Below are 16915 nucleotides of genomic sequence, written 5' to 3'. Positions count from 1 at the left end.
TTTCTCAAAACCACGTCTTAAAATAAGACCTTTGTCTCACTCTCTTTTGTCGGGGAATCTGCTAGCCTTGAGTGAAGTATGCTCATCGATGTTGTGCGCCCTGAGACCTGGGAAGAGTTGAACGATCAAGTGAAAACCTGTTTGGGGCTGGCGCCGCGAATTCGTGCGCGTGCTTATCAGGGCCTGTCTCAGGCGGTTTACGAAGTTTCTCAGAGCACTGCTCACTTTATGTCCCACAAGAAAGCCATTGGTGTTGTGCAGGGACAGACCTCTGTGTTTGAAGGTCTGCTGGGATATTATTACAAAGAAACCTACGAAGTGAATGCACGTTCGCACACTCAAATCACCGACGTGAAAGAGTGGGTGGAAAGTCTTAAGAAAGAAACCTGCTTTGTGTTGTTCAGTGAGGATCATCCGGTGACGGGGGAATTATATCCCTTCGCCGACGAGCTGGATCGTCTGTTGAATGAAAAGCGCATTTTTTCTTTCCGTATTTCTCACGCCAGACATTTTCATGAGTCAGTTGAGATTCGCCCTTACACGGTTCGTTTGTGTTCTTACGCACCCACCGTCAGTGTGGCGATATTGGGCGAACGTTTCCGTTCACCGGCCTTGCAGGTGCAAAACCAGTCCTGGTCGGAAGTGGATTTTATCAAAGAACTGACGCAGGCTCGTGACGGGCGCAGTGTGAACCAATTGCTGGTGGAAAAGTTCGAATCCGAAATGGCGACCGTGGCTCGGTCTTTCCTGAGTCCCGGCAGTGCGCGCCTGTATGACCGGGCGCTGTGTGTTTTTCCTGATGTCAGTGCTGAAGCTGTGGCACAAAAAGTTTTCAGCAAGCTGGGGCTTTCAGCCCAAGAGGGTTGGAAGAAGCTGGAAACCACCAACATGTGCCAGTGGAATGCCATGAAAATGTTCCGTCACTGGTGGGAGCCGGTTCCTTCCTCTGACAGCCTGCGTGGCCTGCTGGTAGTCGGGCCGGAATTGCTGGCGACAAAAGACTTTGCCAAGCTGCTGATATCTTCGTATGAAGATATCAAAGCCCAGCAAAGTTGGAATGTGTGACCCAAGCCCAGAATCGCTTCATTATTCTCAAGAAAATGAAATACTCCGAATCGGATCTGATTCTGCATGCCATTTCCACTCAAGGCGAAAAGCTGTCCTTCATGGCCCGGGGAGCGCTGAAAAGCAAAAAACGTTTCGGCGGTGGCGTGCTGGAACCCACTCATTTTGTCAGCCTGACTTACAAACAATCCGCGGAAGAAGGCAAACTGCACGTCCTGCAGGAAGCAACGCTGATCAACGATTTTGCCGGACTTCGCACGGACTATGACCGTCTGGAGCTGGCTTTGCACATCTTGGAATGTGTCAGCAAAGTCAGTCAGGAAGGCGACCGGCATTCCGAGTTCCTGTTCAACCTTCTGGGGCACACGCTGCGCGCGCTTGAAACGGCCCAGGATCCGCTGATCGTGAAAATGCATTTCTATCTGAAGTTTCTGCTGCAGCAGGGTGTGGTGGATGCCGAACCCTGGATGGCGCCTTTTCTTAAGACCAACATGGCCGACAGCAATCAGCTGGTGTCCTATCGTCAGACTGTGGATGATGAACTGAAGAACGTTGAACAGATGGTTCGTCACTATATCGTGAACGCCACTCTTTAAAGCTTACTTTCCTTTACCTAATGGATGCAGGTTTTCCATGGTGCGAGCCAGCTGGTCGATGCCCAGATGGGTGTACTTTTCTGTGGCTTGCAGGCTTTCGTGACCCAGAAGTTCTTGCAGAGTGCGCAGATTCGCTCCGCTGCTTAGTAAGTGGGTCGCAAAACTATGGCGAAGAGCGTGGGGATGCAGGGGCTTTAAAAGCCCGGCGCGAATGCCACTTTGGCGAACCATCTCGTAAGCAGTGCGGGAATTCAGCGGCTTTTCGCCAAAGACGTATTCGTCAAATGAACTTTCTTTTTTCCACTTCAGCAAAACATCCACGGTCAAAGAGGGCAGGGCGACAACACGCTCTTTAGAGCCTTTTCCCTTCACGCGCAGAACTTTCTGGGTGGTCTGCACTTCATTCCACTTCAGATTGCAGGCTTCGCTCACACGCAGACCGCCTCCGTATAACAACAGAAACAGAACTTTTTCCTTCAGAGGAATTTTCGTCTCGCTATCAAAGCTTTTCAGGACAGATAAAGCTTCATCCACACTTACGAAATGCGGAAGCTTCTTCGGGACTTTGGGGCAGGTGATCTGCATCGACAAATCCTTCTCGGTCAGGCTTTCCTCGAAGGCCCAGGAAAAGAAGCTTTTCAGAGTGGCCGCCTTGCGATTTCTCGATGCCAGCGACAAGTGCGCCCACTGGTTGAAGGCAGCTCGGGCAGTGGATAGTAATTCGGACTCCGAAATAGATTTGGCCTTAATTGAGGGATTTTCATAATCAAAGGCCTGCATCAGATCCAGGGAATAGTGTTTGATTGTAAGGGGGGATGCAGACTTAATAAAAGTCATGTATTTCAGGTATTTATCTATATTTTCGGAAAGCTTAAATGCCTTCGCCATAGCCCTGAAAATCCCTATATTAGGGTTGAGACCCTAAAAAAAAGTTAACGTCGTGCATTATTTTTATTGCAATTACTACACGACCAAAGTTATAACTCAATGCGTTGTCGCGGCGTATCAAAGCGAGATATTCAAATTGAGACGCCCACCCAAGTTTTAAAAAGTACGTAAACCGAAAGGTGGAGCTATGAACGAAAACAACTCAACGACTGTTTTGCCCTCTTCTCAGAATGCAAACCAAGTTATGTGGAACACAAATCAAACTTCCAAAGTGGTTGAAAACAAGACCATCGTCTATCAGTCCGAAGTGATGGGCAGTTTGATGAAGATGATCGACCGTGTAGCTCCATCCCAAGCTAACATCCTTGTGTTGGGTGAGTCCGGAACAGGTAAAGAGCTTATCGCTCGTTCCATCCATGAGCGTTCTGGCCGTAAGAACAAACCTTTCGTTGCGATCAACTGCGGTGCTCTTCGTGAGACATTGCTTGAGTCTGAGCTGTTTGGTCACGAAAAAGGTTCCTTCACTGGCGCTTACAACCGCAAAATCGGTTTGGCTGAAGCGGCTAACGGCGGGACTCTGTTCCTGGATGAAATCGGTGAATTGGATCCGGCGATCCAGGCTAAACTTTTGCGCTTCATTCAGGAAGGCGAAGTTTACCGCGTAGGTGGCAAAGACCCAATCAAAGTTGATATTCGTCTGATCTGTGCGACCAACCGTGAGTTGGACCAGGAAGTGACTCGTGGCAACTTCCGTGAGGACTTGTTCTATCGTATCAACACGATCGTGGTAAGCGCTCCGCCTCTGCGTCGTCGTAAGGAAGACATCCCTGCATTGGTGAATCACTTCCTGAACAATTCCCAGCACGCCTACCTGAACCGTGGTCGTTCTGTGAATGAAGAAGCGATGAAGGCTCTGATTCGCTATGAGTGGCCGGGTAACATCCGTGAACTTCAGAACGTGTGTGAAAGACTTCAGATCCTGTCTGACGGTCACATGATCATGCTGAATGATATCCCGGAAAACATCCGTAACGGTGAAGCTGAAAAAGACGTTATCGCTTACGATCCTGCGATGACTTTGCATGAGCTTGAAAAGCGTTACATCCTGAAAGCGTTGGCTCACTTCGGTGGCAACAAAACTCAGGCTGCAAACAACCTGGGTATCACGATCAAGACCCTTTATAACAAACTTCATGAGTACGGCGAATTCGAAAAATTCGCGGTTCACACGAAGCCAATGAAATAGTTTTTGTACTAGCAACCCGGAGTGGTTCCTCTCTCTTTCCACTCCGGGTGTTCTCTTTCTCTCTTCGAAAGGCCCTTTGCGGGGCCTTTTGTCGTTTAAGCCCCTGGAACTGTTTGGGATTACCGGCCTTCTCGCCGCAGAAAGCGGCACTGCTGTCAAACTTGTGCGCAGGTAAAATACTCCAAAACGTACAGAATTGAGATGGTTTTGGCGCAGGCATTGCACCACAGAACTTTGATAATAGAGGTTCATATGAAACGCGCTTCTGTAACATTATTGACGATTCTTGCCATGTCCAGCGCTGCCAATGCGTGGATCAAGCGTGGAAATGGCAACAACAATCCGCCAGCGCCGCCGCCGCCATCATCTTCGCGAGTGGTGAGCATCGCTGAGTGTTCGGACCGTCTTTATTCCCAGTTGGGAACTTTCAGCTCCAACACGGATGCAGCCTGTTCGCACGGTCGTACCGATGCGGAATTCCAGCGCTGTACGGTGGATCTGAGCCGTCGTTTTGGTGATGATAATGTTGAGCTGTCTGGTTTCTTCTGCGCCAATGGCGTGGGTTCCAACTATCAGGTTCAGGACTGTACTTTGAATGTGCGTAAGTCCTTCGGATCTGAATACCGCGAATACGCTTTGTTCATCTGTCGTCAGACTGTGAACCCAACATTTGATAAGTGTGTCACTGATCTTTACCGTCAGGGCGGTCAGGAAGTTGAAAACGCACGTCTGCAGTATGATGCTTTGAGACTTTGCAAAAATGGCACGAACAACACTCTTAATAAATGTATTATCGAAGAGTTCCGTGGGAAGGGTCAGTCCGGTGTAGCGGCAGCCCGTATTTGTATGGAAAGACACGACGCTGAAACCCGCGCTCGTGCCGAAGCTGAACGTCGTCGCATCGAAGAACAACGCCGTATCGAAGCTGCCAAAGCGGAGGCTGCGAAAAAAGCGGCTGAAGAAAAACGCCGCCAGGACGACCAGCGCAAGGCCGATGAAGCTCGCCGCCAGCAGCAACAACAGCAAGACCAGGCGCGCAAGCAGGAAGAAGCCCGCAAAGCTGATGAACAGCGCAGACAAGAAGAACAACGTCGTAAGGACGAGGAAAACCGCAAGCAGCAGGAAAAGCCACAGCCGATCCCGCAGCAGCCTTCCAAACCGACAGCTCCGACGACTCCTTCCCAGCCGTCTGTAGATTCCGGCAAACAGCAGGAAGAACAGAAGCGCAAGGACGAGGAAAAACGCCGTCAGGAAGAACAGCGTAAAGCCGACGAGAAACGCAAAGCTGACGAACAGAAAAAGAAAGACGAAGAAAAGAAAAAAGAGGAAGAGAAGAAAAAGCAGGAATCCCAGCAGCCACCAGCGCCGCTTGATCCGGTGACGACTCCTCCGCCTCCACCACCAGATGGCGGCCTGATCATCGATCTGCCAATGCCAGAGTAATCAAAACCAAAATCACCAAGGGCCTGTCGGTAAAACGACGGGCCTTTTTCATTTTTAAAAGACCAAGGTCCTAAACAATTTATTTTGTGTTTACACATTTGCGGCCCCCGAAAGATCATCAATCCACGCGCACTCAGGAGTACAGCATGAGAATTTTCGCAGCAGCAGTGATGATGATTTTGGGTCTTTCCGCGACGGCCAACGCCGAGTGGAGATATGGCGTTCAGATCGGGTACAGCCCGAACTATCTGGCGAAGCTTTCCGGTGACGGAACTGTTTCGGGGACTCCGACAGACATTGATTATGACCTGGAATACAAAGGCGCCCTCGAGATCGGATTCAACGCCTGGTACGCACCTCAACATTCCTGGGGTTTTATCAGTGGTATTTCATTGGGCGGGGAACGTGATCTGGACAAGATGACCCTGAACGGAATCACCTACAGCGCAACCGGCAGCACTTCCAAATTCCAGACTCACTTCCTGTATGCGGGCACGCTGTATCGTTGGGAATCCTTTTATCTCCCGTTGGGACTTGCCTATGGTATCAATAAATTCACACCGGCAGGAACGGGCGATGGTGAAGCCACGAATGGTGTGGGTGTTCTGTTCGGCCTGGGCTGGTTCTTTGCGGATAACTTTGTGATTGAATACATTGGGCGTTCAACGACGACTGAGCTGAAGCTGTCGTCCGGTACGGATACGGTAAAAACAAAGGGCGCTATCGGAAGCGCCCTTTTGAACCTGAAGTATTTCTTCTAGGGTTTGGTGATCCCGGCAGTGTAGTGCCCGATGAATCGACGGGCACTTTTCACGACTTCCTCTTCCGGGGTTTCGGAAAGAATCAGGTCAAACAGGAAGGCGCCGTGCAGATAGGTTTCGATTTCTTCAGCGATCTCATCTGAGGTGATGTTGTCTTTGATCTGACCCTGCTGTTGGAAGCGAGCCATACGGGCAACCAGCTTCGGATCGGCGAACATCGGAATGCGCTCCAATGCTTTTTTACGGAACTTATTGTCTGTCAGGCATTGGCAGATGATGATTTTACCAAGACAGTCGCGTTCATGGCTTTTTGCCACTTTGAATTCGACGTATTTGACGAGCTCATCCGCCAGGGTTTCCTGAGGCGGGTATTCGAGTTCTTCATTGCGCATTTCTTCGATGAAGCGTTCAACGATGGTAAGCAGCAAACCTTCCTTGCCATCAAAGTAACGCCCAATCAACGACTCGTTAACGTCCGCTTTTTTGGCAATCAACTTAGTAGTGGAGCCATCATAACCATGCTTAGAGAAGATTTCGATGCCCGCAGCAATCAGGCGCTCTTCAGAAGCACTTCTGTCACGCTTTTTGCCCTTTTGGCTATCAGAACTTTCGTCCTGAACAGTCTTAAGTTGAGATGTGTCAGACATGGATAAACCCCCTAAATACCTAAAATCACTATCTATAAGGTACTGTATCATAAGGTCAATTGATATTCAATTAAGTAATTGATTGCATACTTATCATCGTTGGGGTACAAACTTGTATGTAAGCGATTACATATTCAACCAGTCAGTAATTGGACTTTGGAGAACTAATATGAAAAAAAACAAGATCATACAATGGGGAGCTAAGTTCCTCATCTGTGGGACTTTTTTGCACGGAGCTTCGGCCTCCGCACTGACCCTGAACGAGTATCTCGATCAGGTGAAAGGTGACAGCACGGCCTATAAAGGAAGTGCTGAGCAGTCTGAAGGTGCCCAGTTAAAATCCCGTGAAGCAGATTTGATCTTCACCCCGAAGCTTTTCGCAGAAGCCCGCTGGGGTTATGACGGCAAGCCCGGCAATCCTAAAATGTATGACGAAGTGAAAAGTCAGTACTACTCCCTGGGTGTAAGCCAGCAGTTCAGCTTCGGTCTTCAAACCAAGTTGTCCTATGATCTGAATCGCACCCAATTTGAAGGACTGGCGCCGACGTCTCCTATTAATCCATCCAAATACTGGGATGCGACTCCGAAACTGGAGCTTTCCATGCCTTTATGGGCGAACGGCTTCGGTCGTACCGCTCAGGCCAATGAAGAAGCTTTAAGAGCTCAGAACATCGCTGAAAAATTCTCAAGCCAGGGTCAATCCCTGAACATTCTTGCCGGTGCCGAAGCCGCTTATTGGAAGCTTGCAGCCTGGCAGGATGTGGTGACGATTCAAGAGCAGGCAAAACAAGCTGCGCAAAGTATCTTGGATTATGTCAGCCGTAAAAAAAGAATGAATCTGGGTGAAGAAGCTGACGTTCTGCAGGCACGTGCGCTGGTTGAAGCACGTACTTTGGAACTGCAGGTGGCTCAGAATGAATATTTGGAAGCTCAACGCATGTTCAATAAATTCCTGAACCGCGAAGCCAATGCCAAAGTGGAAGCTCTTGAAAAGGTGAACTATAAATCACTGGAACAGCTGAACATCCCGGGTGCTCGTCCTGGCAGCCGCGCTGATGTTGAAGCGACCAACGCTCAGTTGGCAGCAGCCCGCGCCAATGCCGTGATCACTTTGGAAAGAAACCGTCCTTCTTTGGACATTTACGGCAACTATGCAATGAATGGCCGTGATGAAGAATATAACGAGGCGATGAAAGAATCCGGCAGAACGGATCAGGACACAGCTTTTGTGGGTGTTCGTTTTAGCATGCCTTTGAACATCGGTGCGGCGTCTGACACTAAAGCCGGTGCTCGCAAAGCGGAACGCGCAGCCGAGCTGAACCGCGAATACGCTTACTATGCACAGGAAATCGACTGGACCAATTTGACCCGCAATCTGCAGGATGCCCGCGATAACCTTCGTTTGTTGTCTCGCATTGAAGATGCCCAGAAAGCGAAGCTTGAAAACGAGCGCACTCGCCTTCGTCAGGGTCGTACAACGACGTATCAGGTTCTGTTGTTTGAACAGGACTATACAACGTCCGCAATCAGCAAAGTAAAATCAGCAGCAAACATTCTTGGTTTGCAAGCACAGATCAAACTTTACCAAGCCTCTCCTGAAGGAGGGAAATAGTCATGAGTTTACCTAAGTTATCCATCAGCCGTCCGATATTTATCACGTGTGTGACCATCGCCATGGTGGTTGTCGGTTGGGCCTCCTTCAAATCCATGTCCGTCGATCTTTATCCGGACGTTTCCATCCCGGTGGTAACCGTACAAACCGTGTACGCGGGTGCGGGTCCTGCCGAGATCGAAACTCTGGTCAGCCGTCCAATTGAAGAGGAAGTCAGTACGATTTCCGGTATTAAACGTCTGACCTCTAAATCCCTGGAAGGTGTTTCCCAGGTTATCGTTGAATTTAACAGTGAAGTGGACGTCAAACACGCCGAGCAGGAAGTGCGCGACAAGGTCAACCTTGCCAAAGCAAAATTGCCTGACGACGTTGAAGATCCACTTATCAAACGTTTTGACCCGGCAGACACGCCGATCCTGACAGTGTCATTGACGGCCAAAGACCTTGGCGACGCGGCATTGTTTGATATCGCGGACCAGTTCGTGAAACCGCGCCTTGAACAAGTGCGCAACGTCGGTGCCATCGAGATCATCGGGGGCCGTGAGCGTGAAATTCACGTGCTTCTGGATCGCAAAAAACTGCGTGCCCGTGAAATCTCGGTATCTCAAGTGGCAGCGCAAGTGGGCGCATCCGGTCAGAACATTCCGTCCGGTAAAGTGAATCAGGGCGAAAAAGAGATGGTCTTCCGTGGTCTGGGTGAGTTCTCATCCGTTCCGGAAATCTCTGACACTCTGGTAAACCTTTACGGGAATGAAGTCCCAACCCGCGTGGCGGACCTGGGTAAAGTTGTCGACACTCTGGCCGATGAAAAATCCCGTGCCTATGTTGACGGTGAAAAATCCCTGTTCCTGCAAGTGTATCGTCAGTCCGGTTCCAACACTGTGAAAGTGGCGCAGGACGTGATCAAGCAGATGAACAGAATCAAGCCCGAGCTTGAAAAAATGGAAGGTGCTCCGGTTGTCGCGGTCATGACAGATGCTTCCGTGAAAATCTCGGATAACTTGTATGACGTTTATGAGACGATCATCATCGGTATCCTTCTGACAGTTATTACGGTGTTCTTCTTCCTGGGAAGCCCGCGTTCGACATTCATCACGGCCTTGTCCGTTCCGATCTCTTTGATTGGTGCGTTCATGATCATGAAGATTGCCGGATTCTCTATCAACATCGTATCCATGCTGGCATTGACTCTGGCTGTGGGTCTGTTGATCGATGACGCGATCGTGGTAATTGAAAATATCTATCGTCGTATGGAGCTGGGTGAAGAATCCCTGACGGCGGCGGAAAAAGGGACTACGGAAATCCAGATGGCCGTTATGGCGATCACTCTGGTGGTAATCGCGGTGTTCGTGCCAGTGGGTACGATGTCCGGAACCATTGGTCAGTTCCTGAAACAGTTCGGTATGACTGTCGTGTTCTCGATGGCGATCAGCTGGTTCGTCGCGATGACTTTGATCCCGATGCTGACAGCTTACTTCGGTGGCTCTGGTCACGGTGGTGGTCATGACAAACACAAGCCAGCAGGCGTGTATGACAAGACTCTGGGCCGCATGGTGAAAGGTTTCGACCGTTTCCAGACCTGGCTTGAAAACTTGTATGTGAAACTTTTGAATGTGTCCCTGGATTGGCCGAAGGTGACTATCGGTCTGACCATGATGGTGTTCTTCCTGAGTATCTATACAGTGACAAAAGTTCCGGGCGCGTTCATTTCCGATGATGACTCGGGTGAGTTCTCTGTGACTTTGGAATTGCAACCAGGCACCAGCCTGGACGGTACTGAAGAGTTGGCTCGTCAGGTCGACAAGATTCTGCACAACAATCCGGAAGTTCGCTTCACGACAATGATCGTGGGTAGCTTGTACGGGGAGTCCAACAAAGCCAGCTTCTATGTGCGCATGAAAGACGGTAAAGAACGTGGACCTCTGACAACAGAGCAGTTCCGTGACAAAATCCGTGGTCAGTTGACGCATTTGTCCTCAGCAAATCCGGTTGTTAAGAAGTATGACGCAACTGGCGGTATGGGTGGTCAGCCATTCATGCTGAACATTATTTCTGCGGATCCGGTGGAATTGGAAAAAGCCGGCACAAAAATGTATGAACTTTTGAAGAAGGATCCACGTCTAAAGGACGTCGACTCGAATTATCGCCCGGGTAAGCCTGAAATGCAGGTTCATCTGAAGCCAGGCGCGGCCAAAGTATTCGGTATCAACACCAGTACCATGGGGGGCGAGCTTCGTGCCCAAGTGGAAGGTTTGACTCCGGCAAAATTCCGCGAACGTGGTCGTGAGTATGAGGTTCGTGTTCGTTTGCAGGAAGATCAGCGCGACTTGATGAAAACGTACAATGAGGTTTATGTTCCGAACGTGAACAGAAAACTGGTTCGTTTGAGTGATATCGCCAAAGGTGAAGTGGAATCCGGACCGGCTTCCATCGAACGTCAGGACCGTGGTCGTTATATCCAGATCACTGCGGGTCTTGCACCGGGTGCGGGCTTGAGTGACGTGGTGAATTCAGCCGTGTCAGCAATGACGACGGGTGAAAATGCTCTGCCTCCAAGTGTTCGTTACGGCTTTGGTGGTGATGCAGAAAACATGCAGGAACTTATGACATCCACAGTGATGGCATTGGGCTTTGCGATTCTGTTCATCTATCTGATTCTGTCGAGCTTGTATGAGTCTTTCATCACGCCGATCACGATCATGGTGGCGTTGCCACTGGCCCTGTGCGGTGCCTTCCTGGCGCTGTTCCTGACCGGTGAAGTTCTGACGATCTTTGCGATCTTCGGGTTCTTCATGTTGATCGGGGTTGCGGGTAAGAACGGTATTTTGCTTGTCGACTTTGCCAAGCAGATGATGGCCGAGGGTAAGAACCGCCGTGAAGCTTTGATTCTGGCTGGTAAGACCCGTCTGCGTCCGATCCTGATGACGTCCTTTGCGTTGATCGCCGGGGTTGTCCCAGTGGCGATCGGCATGAATGCGGCTTCCAAAACGCGTACGGCGATGGGGGTTGCGATCATCGGGGGTATGATTTCATCCACAATTCTGACTTTGATTGTGGTTCCTGCGGTGTTCACTTACGTGGACAGATTCCGTGTGTGGGCAAATAACTTTGGCGCAAGATTCACTTCCCAGAAAAAGATGGAAGAGAAAACCACGGATGCAGTTATCGAAGAGTCCGAGGGTCATGACGATAAAGGCATGATTCCAGCGAAATAATGCAGTACCCGGCGGGATCATGTCCCGCCGTTTTTTTCTGATATTGGAGGCCTTTATGGCAAAATTATTCATTCAAGATATGCCTTCCCGCGAGGAAGTGCACACGTCCCTGACAACATTGCCGGTTTCGGCAGAGCCGGATTCCATGGCAGTGTATTCCAATCTGCTGTTCCTGAAAGTGGCCAGCGAGATTGAAAACAGCCTGGACAGTCTGCTTTCCAAATACAACCTTTCCAGCGGTCGTTTTATGTTGTTGTTCATGCTAAGAAACGCACCTGCGGGTTTGCGTCCTTCCGAGCTGGCCAACCAGGTGGGTGTAACCCAAGCCACGATTTCAGGTTTAATCAACAGCCTAGAAAAAGCTGAATTGGTGGTTCGTGAGGGGCATCAGTCTGACGGCCGTTCCTTTGTGATTCGTCTGGCGCCGAAAGGTGAGCAGGCTATCCAGGATATCTTCCCTCAATGGTATCCGCGTATCGTGAACTTCTGGAATGTCGTTTCCAACGAGGAAAAAGACAGCCTGAACGGTCTGATGGAAAAAATGATTCAGAACAAGTCAGCGCTGACACCGAGATAGAAATTGGAAATTAGAGATTGGAATTAGAAAAAAGGCCGTCGGAAGACGGCCTTTTTTAATTTTGAACTTTGTCTTCGTTGGAGTTTTTCAGCCGAAGTGAAAGTGTTTTCACCAGCGCCTTGGACCAGGCGGGTTTTGAAAACAGCACCACATCCAGACAGTTGTTGGGGATTTCAATCAGTTCGCAGTTAGAAAGGCTCATGACGTTGGCGGATCTGGGTTCGCCGTTGATGTAGGCCATTTCACCCACGAATTCGCCGGGGTTGATATGACCCAGAAAGGTTTCAGCGCCATTGTCAGTCTTATAGGCCTTCAGCTGTCCGCGTTTCACCAGATAAACGGATTCGGCCTTTTCACCTTCGCGGATCAGAATTTGATTGGCCGCCAAAAACTTCATGCGATAGTTGGCGTTGTCGCCATTTACAATCCAGTTCAAAGCGCGGGTCAGGTGTTCAATGAAAGTGGCTTCGTCCGTGGGGCGGGTCAGGATGTGCACCTGGCCGGTGACGACTTCATCCACAAAGTGATCGGTGTCCGGCAGCGGGGACATGATGATAACGGCGATGCGCTCTTTTTTCTGAATCAGTTTTTGCGTCAGATCCAGCGCGCTGATTTTTGAAATCTCGGAATCCACGATCACCACATTTGGGATTACGTTTTCAGCCTTGAACAGGGCGGCGCTGCCATCGGTGGCCGTGAAGACGGTGGCGTTTTGAATGTGTCGGTTCAGGGTGCTTTCAATTTTTTCCGCTTCCTCTGGTTTGGCAGAAGCGATCAGAAATACTCTTTTACTTTCAAGGTCAGCCACGCGAATTCCCTTCTTCGGACTCCTTAATAAAGAATAGAGAATTCTTCGACTTGTTCAATGATGGTGAGGGCTGCCTCGACCTTTCTACAGACGCGCGATCACACTGCGGACATCTTCGGCGTTGTGATACAACCCAAAACCAAAACGCAGGCGGTTCTTGCGCGAATCCACGTGCACTCCGCGGGCCTCCAGTGCTTGCACCAGTGTTTGGCAGTCTTCGGTGGTTGGCAGATCAAAAGTCAGGAAGTGACCGTGATGATCAAGATCCAAAGCCATTAGGCGGGAACGGTTCAGCAGCGGGTGCTTCTTTTGATCCAGTTCCTGCAAGAATACTTTTTGATTGTTTTGAATGTGCGTGTGAATGGCCGTGACACTGAGGCCTTCTTTTTTGAAGGCTTCCAGCGAGGCAATCAGACGGTACAGCGCTGAAAAGTCCATGGTGCTGCCAGCGTACTGAAGGGCATCGGTGGGATAACCCACTTCATTCCCCACCGCGGATAGCTTGGAAAGTTCAGCAAACCATCCGGTATGGAACGGGCGGTGACGCGTGCCCGGCGGGACGTAAAGGAAGCAAGCCCCCTCGCCACCTTGGGCGTATTTGTAAGAGCCCGCCAGGTAAAAGATGCGGTTTTCGATGGATTTCAGATCTGTCGGCACCGCCATAAAGGCGTGATAGCCGTCCACCACGAACAAGCTGTCGGACGGAGCGGCCTTTACCAGACGGTGAATATCACAAGCCAGTCCCGAGTTAAAGAACACCTGGCTGACAAAAATCAGATCCCAAGCGGATGTGCTGGCTGCGGCTTCAAATCTTTCATGGAAGGTTTCAAAGGGCAGGGTGGGCACCTTTACCACTTCAAACTGGGACATCTCGGACAGGCGGTTGATCTGACGGTCGAAGCTGTAGAATTCCGAATCAGTGGTCAGAATGCGCAGCTTTTTATCCCAGTTCAAAGAACTTAGCAGGCGAAAGACAAATTCATGCGTGTTCGGAGCAAAGACAATCTGTTCAGGATGGGACAGGTTCAGATTTTCGGCGATCAGCTTTTGCGCCTGGGGAACCTTGGTGGAAAAGATGTGGTTCCATTTGTTGTCGACATATTTGCAGGAGTCATCCCAGTACTGCAGGTGCGCTTCGCGGGTGACATCGGGCCAGTAGTGGTGACTGTGGCAGGCAAAATGAATCTGGTCCGGATGGGCATCAAGGAAACGTTTGTAGAGGTGTTTGTACATGCCCTGATGATAATAAAAAAGGGAGTCAAAGACTCCCTTTTTTATTTGCTGTGTGCGCAGCGACTAGAAGTAACCTTCGTCATCACCGAAGTCTTCGTCGTCTTCATCGTCATCGTCGTCGCCATCATCATCGTTTTTGGAAGTGATGTCTTCTTCGATTTCTTCTTCGTCGTCTTCTTCGATGGAGCCTTCGCCTTCTTCAGACTCTTCTTCATCATCCCATTCGTCATCTTCAGAAACAGCTTCTTCTTCGATGTCGATCATGCTGTCGATTTCAGCTTCATCATCGAAGTCCGCAGTCATGTCTTCAACCTGAGGTTTCAGAACTTCAACAGCAGCGATGCCACCTACAGCTGCAGCAGCAGCTTTTTTAGGAGCAGCTTTTTTTGCAGCAGGTTTCTTGGCAGCTGGCTTTTTAGCAGCGGCTTTTTTCGCAGGCTTCGCAGCTTTTTTTACAGCTGCTTTTTTAGGAGCGGCTTTCTTAGCTGGTTTAGCGGCCTTTTTTGGAGCCGCTTTTTTCGGAGCTGCTTTTTTAGCTGGCTTGGCAGCTTTTTTAGCAGTCGCTTTTTTAGCTGGTTTAGCAGCTTTTTTAGTTACTTTTTTTGCGGCAGCTTTCTTAGCAGGTTTCGCTGCTTTCTTAGCTACTTTCTTCGCTGGTTTTGCTTTTTTCTTTGCCATGATTCGCTCCCTGAAATGTCCTGGTTCAATAATGGAAATGCCCCCTTAGACTAGCGACAATTAAGGGGGCATGCAAATCAAAATAGAATGACGGTGGGGACGGTCTTGGTTACTTGATAACGCCACTCAAGTGGTCATCGATGATTTTGGCCAGGTCATTCGGAAGGATGAAGGACAGGAACAGACCACCATTATAGGCGCCGGATTTAGGGACAATCGTGAAATAACCCAGGGTGCGGGTCGCAGCAGCGTTCTTAAGAGGGTAAGTCAGGCCCAGGAAAGCCGGGAACAAGGAACTTTCGATGAACATTCCGACCGCATTCACACCGAAATACAGATAAACCTTGTTGTCCGAGTTCGGGTTCAGACCCAGCCCAAGGGAGGGAAGCTCTCCACTTGGCATCATTGGCAGGTTGTTACCATTTGGCAATTTAGTTGCCGGCAGGGTTGTAACGCGATCTTTAACAATCAGTTTCAACGGAATGCTGACTGCCACACGCGCTTTCTGCTGGGAATCCATGACCGTCTTGATCTGAACGCCCTTAACTTGCGGCACATCTATATAGAGGTTGCTGAATGCACCTGGCAGGGGGAGGTACAGAAGCAAAGCGTTGTTGGCTTTGTCGATGCCCAGTACCTTTTCATTTTCATAGGTACCACCACCCACATATCCATTCAGATCCATCTTGTCATAGGCGCTTGGAGGTGCCGGTTCGGTCGGAGCAGGTGTGCCGCCCTGACCGGAGTTGCTGCCATCACTGGACCCTTGGCTGGTATTGCCAGTGGCCCCAGGCAGTGACTCGAATCCTCCTTGTTTGCCACAGGCTGCAAGAGCTGCGGTGGCGAAAAGTGCGACCATCAATCTTGCTGTAATATGTTTCGTCATACAAAACCTCCATGCTTCTTCCATATTTTTCGGAAGGTTTTGGCCTAGACTTTAGCTAAATATTTGAAATTATTGGTAAAAAAGTTCTACACTTTTTGAATGCTAACATTCTATGCAGATGTCGCTGGAAAAACTTTGAACACAAAAACAGAAAAAGGGGATCGGTGGATCCCCCAAAATAAAAAACCCGGAAGGCGTAAACCCTCCGGGTATAAAGTTTGAACTTTTACTTCAGCCTCGGGCTTGCACCCTCAGCCTCGTCCGGCTTAACCGATCAGCTTAAGAGCCAATTGGTTGGACTGGTTGGCTTGAGCCAAAGTGGATGTACCAGCTTGCAACAAGATGTTGTTACGAGTCATCTCGGAAGATGCCTGAGCAACGTCTGTGTCACGGATACGGCTGTTAGCTGCAGACAAGTTCTCTTGAGCTACACCCAAGTTGTCCACTGTAGAAGTCAATCTGTTCTGAAGGGCACCCAGGTTGGCGCGAGTTCCAGAGATTGAAGTCTGTGCATTATCCAGCATACCCAAAGCTTCCTGAGCGCCTTCTTTAGTGGAGAAATCCACACCAGAAAGACCCAGAGCATCCAAAGTAGCCACGTTCTCAGAAGCGTTGAAGGAGATACGATCTTCTTCAGAGTTGTTGAACAAACCTACTTGGAAATCGAACTTCGGAGAAGAACCATCCAATAGTTTTGTAGTACCCCAAGTTGTTACAGAAGCAATACGCTGCATTTCTGATTTCAACTGTTGAACCTCTTTATTCAACATACCACGCTCTGTTTCACCAACTGTATCAGAAGCAGCCTGGATGCCCAACTCACGAAGACGAACCACGATGTTACCGATCTCGTTCAGACCACCCTCTGCAGTTTGAACCATGGAGATACCATCGTTCGCATTGCGCTGAGCCTGAGCAGCAGATCTGATCTGAGCTTTCAAGCCTTCAGAGATCGCCAAACCTGCAGCGTCGTCAGCAGCTTTATTGATGCGGCTGCCGGAAGCAAGTTTCGCCATAGAGTCATTGATCTGTCTTTGAGAACCGACCAAGTTACGTTGAGCATTAAGTGCGCTGATATTTGTTGTTACTCTCATTCCCATTTTAAATTCCTCCGTTAATATTTATTTTTCATATTCATTACCTTCCTTGATTTGTTTTTTTGGCATCAGCGAAACCTACTTTCGCTTTGCCGGCACTGACATCCGAGTCGGTGCTTATAATGGCCTTTTTGTTATTTGGGCTTAGTCCGCTTTCGAGGCT

The 16915-nt window shown here is 49.6% G+C and carries 15 protein-coding genes; 8 read left to right on the top strand and 7 right to left on the bottom strand.

The annotated features are described in order from the left end of the window. Positions 1-78: 78 nt before the first annotated feature. Together BDT_RS15025 and recO are read left to right on the top strand one after the other, a co-directional pair. A complete protein-coding gene (locus BDT_RS15025; protein WP_015092088.1) occupies positions 79-1065 on the top strand; it encodes a hypothetical protein in 987 nt (328 codons plus the stop codon). After that, positions 1062-1661, top strand: a complete 600-nt coding sequence (recO, locus tag BDT_RS15020) for a DNA repair protein RecO (RefSeq protein WP_015092087.1) — start codon at positions 1062-1064, stop codon at positions 1659-1661. Before BDT_RS15025 ends, recO begins: the two co-directional genes overlap by 4 nt. 3 nt (positions 1662-1664) lie before the next feature. On the opposite strand, the gene BDT_RS15015 is transcribed toward recO, so the two are convergent. Further along, positions 1665-2549, bottom strand: coding sequence for a tyrosine-type recombinase/integrase (locus tag BDT_RS15015; protein ID WP_015092086.1), 885 nt, complete (start codon positions 2547-2549; stop codon positions 1665-1667). Positions 2550-2736: 187 nt separating this feature from the next. On the opposite strand from BDT_RS15015, the gene BDT_RS15010 reads away from it, so the two are divergent. The 3 genes from BDT_RS15010 to BDT_RS15000 all read left to right on the top strand — a co-directional run bounded on the left by BDT_RS15010 (position 2737) and on the right by BDT_RS15000 (position 5999). Continuing rightward, on the top strand, positions 2737-3795 hold the full coding sequence (locus BDT_RS15010; protein ID WP_041577934.1) for a sigma-54 interaction domain-containing protein: 1059 nt from the start codon (positions 2737-2739) through the stop codon (positions 3793-3795). A gap of 252 nt (positions 3796-4047) precedes the next feature. Further along, positions 4048-5238 (top strand): hypothetical protein, encoded by a 1191-nt coding sequence (locus BDT_RS15005; protein ID WP_148278861.1) that lies wholly within the window; start codon positions 4048-4050, stop codon positions 5236-5238. A gap of 146 nt (positions 5239-5384) precedes the next feature. After that, positions 5385-5999 (top strand): hypothetical protein, encoded by a 615-nt coding sequence (locus tag BDT_RS15000; RefSeq protein ID WP_015092082.1) that lies wholly within the window; start codon positions 5385-5387, stop codon positions 5997-5999. On the opposite strand, the gene BDT_RS14995 is transcribed toward BDT_RS15000, so the two are convergent. Further along, a complete protein-coding gene (locus tag BDT_RS14995) occupies positions 5996-6646 on the bottom strand; it encodes a TetR/AcrR family transcriptional regulator (protein WP_015092081.1) in 651 nt (216 codons plus the stop codon). The two genes, BDT_RS15000 and BDT_RS14995, sit on opposite strands and share 4 nt — an antisense overlap. 169 nt (positions 6647-6815) lie before the next feature. Between BDT_RS14995 and BDT_RS14990 the strand changes: the two genes are divergently transcribed. From BDT_RS14990 to BDT_RS14980, 3 genes are read left to right on the top strand one after another with little or no spacing between them, the layout of a single operon-like run. Continuing rightward, on the top strand, positions 6816-8258 hold the full coding sequence (locus BDT_RS14990) for a TolC family protein (RefSeq protein ID WP_235046150.1): 1443 nt from the start codon (positions 6816-6818) through the stop codon (positions 8256-8258). 2 nt (positions 8259-8260) lie between these two features. Next, positions 8261-11473 (top strand): efflux RND transporter permease subunit, encoded by a 3213-nt coding sequence (locus tag BDT_RS14985; RefSeq protein ID WP_041577933.1) that lies wholly within the window; start codon positions 8261-8263, stop codon positions 11471-11473. Between the two features lie 55 nt (positions 11474-11528). Beyond that, positions 11529-12050, top strand: a complete 522-nt coding sequence (locus tag BDT_RS14980) for a MarR family winged helix-turn-helix transcriptional regulator (protein ID WP_041577932.1) — start codon at positions 11529-11531, stop codon at positions 12048-12050. A gap of 55 nt (positions 12051-12105) precedes the next feature. On the opposite strand, the gene BDT_RS14975 is transcribed toward BDT_RS14980, so the two are convergent. The 5 genes from BDT_RS14975 to BDT_RS14955 all read right to left on the bottom strand — a co-directional run bounded on the left by BDT_RS14975 (position 12106) and on the right by BDT_RS14955 (position 16755). After that, the gene (locus BDT_RS14975) at positions 12106-12858 is read right to left on the bottom strand and encodes a cyclic nucleotide-binding domain-containing protein (protein ID WP_015092077.1); all 753 of its coding nucleotides are present in this window, start codon (positions 12856-12858) and stop codon (positions 12106-12108) included. 84 nt (positions 12859-12942) lie between these two features. After that, the gene (locus BDT_RS14970; RefSeq protein ID WP_015092076.1) at positions 12943-14091 is read right to left on the bottom strand and encodes an aminotransferase class V-fold PLP-dependent enzyme; all 1149 of its coding nucleotides are present in this window, start codon (positions 14089-14091) and stop codon (positions 12943-12945) included. A 63-nt stretch (positions 14092-14154) separates the two neighbouring features. Continuing rightward, positions 14155-14769, bottom strand: coding sequence for a hypothetical protein (locus BDT_RS14965; protein ID WP_015092075.1), 615 nt, complete (start codon positions 14767-14769; stop codon positions 14155-14157). A gap of 109 nt (positions 14770-14878) precedes the next feature. Continuing rightward, on the bottom strand, positions 14879-15655 hold the full coding sequence (locus tag BDT_RS14960; RefSeq protein WP_041577931.1) for a hypothetical protein: 777 nt from the start codon (positions 15653-15655) through the stop codon (positions 14879-14881). 266 nt (positions 15656-15921) lie between these two features. Beyond that, positions 15922-16755 (bottom strand): flagellin N-terminal helical domain-containing protein, encoded by an 834-nt coding sequence (locus BDT_RS14955; RefSeq protein WP_011165421.1) that lies wholly within the window; start codon positions 16753-16755, stop codon positions 15922-15924. Positions 16756-16915 lie beyond the last annotated feature (160 nt).

Source organism: Bdellovibrio bacteriovorus str. Tiberius (assembly GCF_000317895.1).
GTDB lineage: Bacteria > Bdellovibrionota > Bdellovibrionia > Bdellovibrionales > Bdellovibrionaceae > Bdellovibrio > Bdellovibrio bacteriovorus_F.
Note: the sequence above shows the minus strand (reverse complement) of the source record. Positions and strands in the feature narration are given on the sequence as shown.

What these genes read in the sequence shown, in the direction of transcription:
- BDT_RS14960 (WP_041577931.1), bottom strand. Translation starts at nt 15,655, where the DNA reads ATGACGAAACATATTACAGCAAGATTGATGGTCGCACTTTTCGCCACC.
- BDT_RS15000 (WP_015092082.1), top strand. Translation starts at nt 5,385, where the DNA reads ATGAGAATTTTCGCAGCAGCAGTGATGATGATTTTGGGTCTTTCCGCG.
- BDT_RS14985 (WP_041577933.1), top strand. Translation starts at nt 8,261, where the DNA reads ATGAGTTTACCTAAGTTATCCATCAGCCGTCCGATATTTATCACGTGT.
- BDT_RS14955 (WP_011165421.1), bottom strand. Translation starts at nt 16,755, where the DNA reads ATGGGAATGAGAGTAACAACAAATATCAGCGCACTTAATGCTCAACGT.
- BDT_RS14970 (WP_015092076.1), bottom strand. Translation starts at nt 14,091, where the DNA reads ATGTACAAACACCTCTACAAACGTTTCCTTGATGCCCATCCGGACCAG.
- BDT_RS14965 (WP_015092075.1), bottom strand. Translation starts at nt 14,769, where the DNA reads ATGGCAAAGAAAAAAGCAAAACCAGCGAAGAAAGTAGCTAAGAAAGCA.
- BDT_RS15025 (WP_015092088.1), top strand. Translation starts at nt 79, where the DNA reads ATGCTCATCGATGTTGTGCGCCCTGAGACCTGGGAAGAGTTGAACGAT.
- BDT_RS14995 (WP_015092081.1), bottom strand. Translation starts at nt 6,646, where the DNA reads ATGTCTGACACATCTCAACTTAAGACTGTTCAGGACGAAAGTTCTGAT.
- BDT_RS15015 (WP_015092086.1), bottom strand. Translation starts at nt 2,549, where the DNA reads ATGGCGAAGGCATTTAAGCTTTCCGAAAATATAGATAAATACCTGAAA.
- BDT_RS15010 (WP_041577934.1), top strand. Translation starts at nt 2,737, where the DNA reads ATGAACGAAAACAACTCAACGACTGTTTTGCCCTCTTCTCAGAATGCA.
- BDT_RS14990 (WP_235046150.1), top strand. Translation starts at nt 6,816, where the DNA reads ATGAAAAAAAACAAGATCATACAATGGGGAGCTAAGTTCCTCATCTGT.
- BDT_RS14980 (WP_041577932.1), top strand. Translation starts at nt 11,529, where the DNA reads ATGGCAAAATTATTCATTCAAGATATGCCTTCCCGCGAGGAAGTGCAC.
- BDT_RS15005 (WP_148278861.1), top strand. Translation starts at nt 4,048, where the DNA reads ATGAAACGCGCTTCTGTAACATTATTGACGATTCTTGCCATGTCCAGC.